This window comes from Kitasatospora sp. NPDC093558, assembly GCF_040683475.1.
Taxonomy (GTDB): Bacteria; Actinomycetota; Actinomycetes; order Streptomycetales; family Streptomycetaceae; genus Kitasatospora.
The window spans coordinates 1-5,230 of record NZ_JBFBDY010000443.1; the positions used below are offsets into that span (position 1 = coordinate 1).

Below are 5,230 nucleotides of genomic sequence, written 5' to 3' on the forward strand. Positions count from 1 at the left end.
GGTCCTTGTCCGGGCCGGCGGTCCGTCAGCGGAGCGCGGCGAGTGCGGCGGAGATCTCCCGGAGCACCGCCGGCTGCTGGTCGGCGAGGAAGAAGTGGCCGCCGGGCAGGACCTGGAGGCGGAAGTCGCCGGCGGTGTGGGTCTGCCAGGCGCGGGCCTCGGCGACGGTGGTGCGCGGGTCGGCGTCGCCGGTGAGCGCGGTGACCGGGCAGCCGAGGACGCGGTCGGTGCCGCAGGTGTAGCGCTCGATGGCGCGGTAGTCGGCGCGGATCGCGGGCATCGCCATCCGCAGGATCTCCTCGTCGCCGAGGAGTTGGGCGTTGGTGCCGTTGAGCAGCTTGAGCTCGGCGATGACGCCGTTGTCGTCCTGCTGGTGCACCGTCTCGGTGCGGGTGGTGGAGGGCGCGCGGCGGCCGGAGGCGATGACCGCCCCGGGCGCGTGGGTGCCCTTCTGCTCCAGCCGCCAGGCGGTCTCGAACGCGAGGACGGCGCCCATGCTGTGGCCGAAGAAGACGGTGGGCCGGTCGTCAAGCGTGAGCAGTTCCTCGGTGATCCGGTCGGCGAGGGTCGCGATGTCCTCGACGCAGGGCTCCAGGCGGCGGTCCTGCCGGCCGGGGTACTGCAGGGCGATCACCTCGGCCTCGGCGGCGAGCGCCGCGGAGACGGGGTGGAAGAAGCTCGCGGAGCCGCCGGCGTGCGGGAAGCACACCAGCCGTACGGCGCGGCCCTCACCCGGGTGGAAGCGGCGCAGCCACAGCGTGCTCGGCGTGCCGGGACTGGTCATGGGGTCGGGGTCCTCTCTCGGGGCCCGTGGCGGGGCGGGGGGTCAGGCCCGGTGGACGGTGATGGCACCGGACGGGCAGAGGGTGGCGGCGGTGTCGACCGCGTCGTGGTCCTCGGCGGCCACGTCGGGGGCCTGCAGTTCGACCACGCCGTCGTCGTCCTGGTCGAACACGGCCGGGGCGTTGAGGACGCACTGGCCCGCGCCGACGCAGCGGTCGGTGTCGACGGTGATGCGCATGAACGGTTCTCCTGACACGACTCGGGTGCTACCAGCGGACCGGCAGCGCGTGCAGGCCGCACAGCACGCCGTCGTACTTGAGTGGCAGCTCCTCGGCCGGCACCGCGAGGCGCAGGCCCGGGATGCGCTCGAAGAGCCGGCGGTAGGCGATCTCCATCTCGATCCGGACCAGGTTCTGGCCCAGGCACTGGTGGACGCCGTAGCCGAACGCGACGTGGTGGCGCTCGGTGCGGGCCGGGTCGAAAGCGTACGGGCACGAGAAGGCCTTCTCGTCGTGGTTGGCGGCGGCCACCAGCGGCACGATGCCCTCGCCGGCCCGCACCAGCTGCCCGGAGATCTCGACGTCCTCGACGGCGACCCGCAGCGAGACCAGGTCGGCCACCGAGTGGAAGCGCAGCGTCTCCTCCACCACGCGGTCGTCGCCGATCCACTCGGGGTGCTGGAGCAGCGTCACCACGCCGAGCGCGATGTTGTTGGCCGTCGTCTCGTGCCCGGCGATGAGCAGCAGCATCAGCACCCCGGACATCTCGTGGGGCTCGATCGCGCCGGTCGCCAGCAGCCGGCTGATCAGGTCGTCGCCGGGCCACTTCTGCTTGATCGCCACCAACCGGTTGATGTAGCGCAGCAGTTCGCGCGAGGCGGTGTCGCGCTGCTGGTCGGTGGAGGCCTGGATCGCGACGAGCGTGCGGGTGCGGGACTCGAAGAAGTCCCGGTCCACCGGCGGCACGCCCAGCAGCGAGGAGATGACCAGCGAGGGGACGGGCAGCGCGAAGTCGGCCACCAGGTCGGCCTCGTCGCCCGCCGCCAGCATCGCGTCGATGCACCGGTCGACGGTCTGCTCGACCGCGGGCCGCAGCTCCCGCACCCGGCGGACGGTGAACTCCGGGATGAGCGCCTTGCGGAAGCGGTCGTGCTCGGGGGAGTCGAGCCCGACGAACCAGCCGGGGATCTGCTCCTGGCGCGGCACGCCCATGGTCTCGCCGACGTTCGGGAAGCCCGGGTGGTCCGGGTTGGAGCTGATCTTCTTGTTGGTGAGGACGGACCGGACGTCCTCGTGCCGGGTCACCAGCCAGACCTTGCGGCCGTTCGGCAGGTGGGACAGGACCAGGCCCTGCCGCTCCCGGTAGTCCTGGTAGCGCGGCGGCGGGAAGGACTCGCCGGGCACGCGCAGCGGGAAGTCGACCACCGGGGGTCCGGTTGTGCTTCCCGTCGGGCTTCCCGTCACGCTGTTGGTCGGCGCAGTGTCGGGCGTCATGGGTTCGGGTCTCCTCCGGCGGGCCGGTTCAGGACGCGCCGTGGAACGCGCGGACGGCGCCGATCACGCGGTCCTGGTCGGCGGGCGTCAGGTCGGTGTAGGTGGGCAGGTAGAGGCCGTCGGCGGCGAAGCGGGCCGCGTTGAGGCCGGGCCAGGCCGGGTCGAGGTAGCCGGGCTGCCGGCTCATCGGCTGGAAGAACAGCCGGGTCTCGATGCCCTCGGCGGCGAGGAACTCGCGCAGCTCGGCGCGGCGTTCGGTCCGCACGTCGTACATCCACAGCACGTCGCGGGGCGGCATGAGGGTGATCCCGGGGACGTCCTTGAGGCCCTGGTCGTAGCGCTGCTCGAGCTCCCGCCGGGTGGCGAGGATCGCGTCGAGGCGCTCGGTCTGGGCGAGGGCGACGGCGGCCTGCATGGCCGTCATGCGGAAGTTGTAGGCGAGCTTCTTGTGGACGAAGCTGTGGTCGGTGGTGAAGGCCATGGCGCGCAGGTGGTCAAGCTGGGCGGCCAGGCGGGGGTCGTCGGTGAGGCAGATGCCGCCCTCGCCGGCCGTGATGATCTTGTTGGCGAACAGCGAGAAGCACGCGATGTCGCCGGTCGGGCGGATGCCGTGCGCCTCGGCGGAGTCCTCGACGACGCGCAGGTTGTACTGGTGCGCGAGGTCCATGACGGCCGCCATGTCGCAGCGCCGCCCGTAGACGTGCACCGGCATGATCACCCTGGTGCGCGGGGTGATCTTCTCCTCGATCCGCGCGACGTCGATGTTCAGGTCGTCCGCGCAGTCGACGAACACCGGGGTCGCGCCGGTGTAGGTGACCGCCCAGGCGGTGGCGATCATGGTGAACTCGGGCACGATCACCTCGTCGCCGGGTCCCACGCCGAGGGCGCGCAGCGCCAGCGTGAGCGCCGCCGTCCCGGAGGAGCAGGCCACGCCGTGGGCGGAGCCGTTGTAGTCGGCGAAGGCCCGCTCGAAGCGCCGCACGTACGGGCCCTGGGAGGAGATCCAGCCGTCGCCGATCGTGCTCGTGACGTATTCCAGCTCGCGCCCGTCCAGGCTGGGCCGGGACACGGGGATGGTGAAGGGCATGCGGTCCTCAACTCATGGGTCGGGTGGGCGGATCTGCCGTGTGGTGTGTCAGGTGAGCGCGGGCAGCGCGAGCAGGAGGTCGGCCGCCGTGGTGCGGCCGCCGGCGGCGCGCTGCAGGGCGCCGATGCGCTCGGCGCGCTCGCGGAAGGAGCCGTCGTCGAGCACGCGGGTGAGCTTGTCGACGACGTCGTCCGGGTCGAGGTCCTGCGGCCGGTCCAGGGTCAGGCTGATCCCGAAGTCCCGTCCGCGCACGGCCTGGTCGTAGCAGTCCACCCACAGCGGGCGGACCACCAGCGGCTTGCCGAAGTACACGCCCTCGTGGAAGCCGTTGCCGCCGCCGTGGGTGAAGAACACCCCGACCTTGGGATGGGCCAGGACGTCCAGCTGCGAGGGCAGCCAGCTCTCGATCCGCAGGTTCCCCGGCAGTTGGTCGGCCGGCGGCAGCAGGTGCTGCTGCTCGGCCGGCAGCCGCCACAGCACCTGGTGGCGCCCGTCCAGCCGCCGCGCCACCTCGACGAGAGCGGCCACCTGCGGCCGGGTCAGCCGGGTGATCGTGCCGAAGCCCATGTAGACCACCGAGGACTGCGCGTCCAGCCAGTCCATCACGCCGGTGTCGTCCGCGGCCCGCGTGGACTCCGGCAGGGGCGGCACCATCGCCCCGACCAGCTTGACCTTTCCCGGCATCTCGAACGGGTAGTCGAGCTCCCGCACGGAATTGCACAGCACCATTTCGGCCCGGTCGATCCGGGTCATCGGACTGGGCTTGGGAAGGCCGAGTTCCTTGCGCAGCCTGGCGTCCTCGGAAAGCACCTTCCCCATGGCCGGGTTGAAGAACAGCGCGAGCGTGCGCAGCTTGAACAACCGGTTGGCCAGCCGCTGGCCGAAACCCATCGGGTACGGCAGGCCGGAATGCGGCACGGGGAAATCCTTGGGCGTGTACGAGCTGCCGAATGGGCTGTGCGAGGTGAGCACATTGCTCGGCAGGAACGGCACGCTGAGCACGAACGGGATGCCCCGCGTCAGGGCGAGGTCGACGGCGAACGAGCTGACGCAGTCGATGACCATCAGGGCCGGATTGCACTTGTCGACGACGGCGGCCAGCCGGCGGTATTTCTCGGCCTGCAGATCGGGCCGGTACGACTGGTGGATCACCGCCCGGTGGGCGCGGAAGCGGTCCGGCTGGGTCACCTCGCGGTAGACCTCGTCGCTCCAGCTGACCGCGGACAGCTCGGAGAAGACCTCGCCGAGCGAGGCGAACTCCACCGCGGACTCGTCGGCGAGGGCCAGCACATCGGCGCGCCGGGGCTCGTCGGTGGCGAACCAGAGGTCGGGCACGCCCCGGCGGGCCAGCTCACCGGCCAGCACCAGCAGCGGGTTGAGCAGCCCGCTCTCCGGCAGGCTGACGAACAGGATCGGCCGCTGCGGGGCGCCCTTCTGTACTGATCGCTCGCTGCGCTCGTTCATCGGACTCCCTCGGGGGCGGGGGACGGCTGGGGGTGCACCCCACCTTGGTCTCACGCCCGGTGCCGGGAATTCCTTAGTCCTGGCGGCAGCCGGCCCGGAGCCCGGTCCGATCGCCCGGGTGTGCGCGGGTTTGGACCGCGGCCCGGCGGTAAAGAGATTCCCACGGGTGGTTCTACATTCCCCGGGCGATCCGGTGGCGGTCCGCGGCGGGGCGGACGGCCGCCGGCGGGGACGGCGGACCGGCGCCGGAACGGCTGGAACCCGTTCGGGTACCCGCCCCGTTCTTGACGCGTCCCATACATTCTTGAGGCCGAGCTCAGCTTCGAGGAGGCCGCCTGCCTGCCCACGGCGTGGCTGACGGCCTACCGGATGCTGTTCACCAACGCCGGGGTGAAGCCCGGGG

General features: G+C 71.7%; 5 protein-coding genes. All 5 read right to left on the reverse strand.

Going from position 1 to position 5,230, the window contains the following annotated elements; all coding sequences use genetic code 11:
* Positions 1-25 precede the first annotated feature (25 nt).
* The 5 genes from AB0O00_RS28560 to AB0O00_RS28580 are packed head-to-tail and all read right to left on the reverse strand — an operon-like array spanning position 26 to position 4,827.
* Positions 26-784, reverse strand: a complete 759-nt coding sequence (locus AB0O00_RS28560; RefSeq protein ID WP_363656559.1) for an alpha/beta fold hydrolase — start codon at positions 782-784, stop codon at positions 26-28.
* Between the two features lie 42 nt (positions 785-826).
* On the reverse strand, positions 827-1,021 hold the full coding sequence (locus tag AB0O00_RS28565) for a ferredoxin (RefSeq protein WP_363656561.1): 195 nt from the start codon (positions 1,019-1,021) through the stop codon (positions 827-829).
* Positions 1,022-1,049: 28 nt separating this feature from the next.
* Positions 1,050-2,276 (reverse strand): cytochrome P450, encoded by a 1,227-nt coding sequence (locus AB0O00_RS28570; RefSeq protein ID WP_363656563.1) that lies wholly within the window; start codon positions 2,274-2,276, stop codon positions 1,050-1,052.
* A gap of 28 nt (positions 2,277-2,304) precedes the next feature.
* Positions 2,305-3,363 (reverse strand): DegT/DnrJ/EryC1/StrS family aminotransferase, encoded by a 1,059-nt coding sequence (locus AB0O00_RS28575; protein ID WP_363656565.1) that lies wholly within the window; start codon positions 3,361-3,363, stop codon positions 2,305-2,307.
* A 48-nt stretch (positions 3,364-3,411) separates the two neighbouring features.
* Entirely contained in the window at positions 3,412-4,827 is a 1,416-nt protein-coding gene (locus tag AB0O00_RS28580) for a glycosyltransferase (protein WP_363656567.1), read from the reverse strand.
* Positions 4,828-5,230: the final 403 nt, after the last annotated feature.

What these genes read in the sequence shown, in the direction of transcription:
- AB0O00_RS28560 (WP_363656559.1), bottom strand. Translation starts at nt 784, where the DNA reads ATGACCAGTCCCGGCACGCCGAGCACGCTGTGGCTGCGCCGCTTCCAC.
- AB0O00_RS28565 (WP_363656561.1), bottom strand. Translation starts at nt 1,021, where the DNA reads ATGCGCATCACCGTCGACACCGACCGCTGCGTCGGCGCGGGCCAGTGC.
- AB0O00_RS28570 (WP_363656563.1), bottom strand. Translation starts at nt 2,276, where the DNA reads ATGACGCCCGACACTGCGCCGACCAACAGCGTGACGGGAAGCCCGACG.
- AB0O00_RS28575 (WP_363656565.1), bottom strand. Translation starts at nt 3,363, where the DNA reads ATGCCCTTCACCATCCCCGTGTCCCGGCCCAGCCTGGACGGGCGCGAG.
- AB0O00_RS28580 (WP_363656567.1), bottom strand. Translation starts at nt 4,827, where the DNA reads ATGAACGAGCGCAGCGAGCGATCAGTACAGAAGGGCGCCCCGCAGCGG.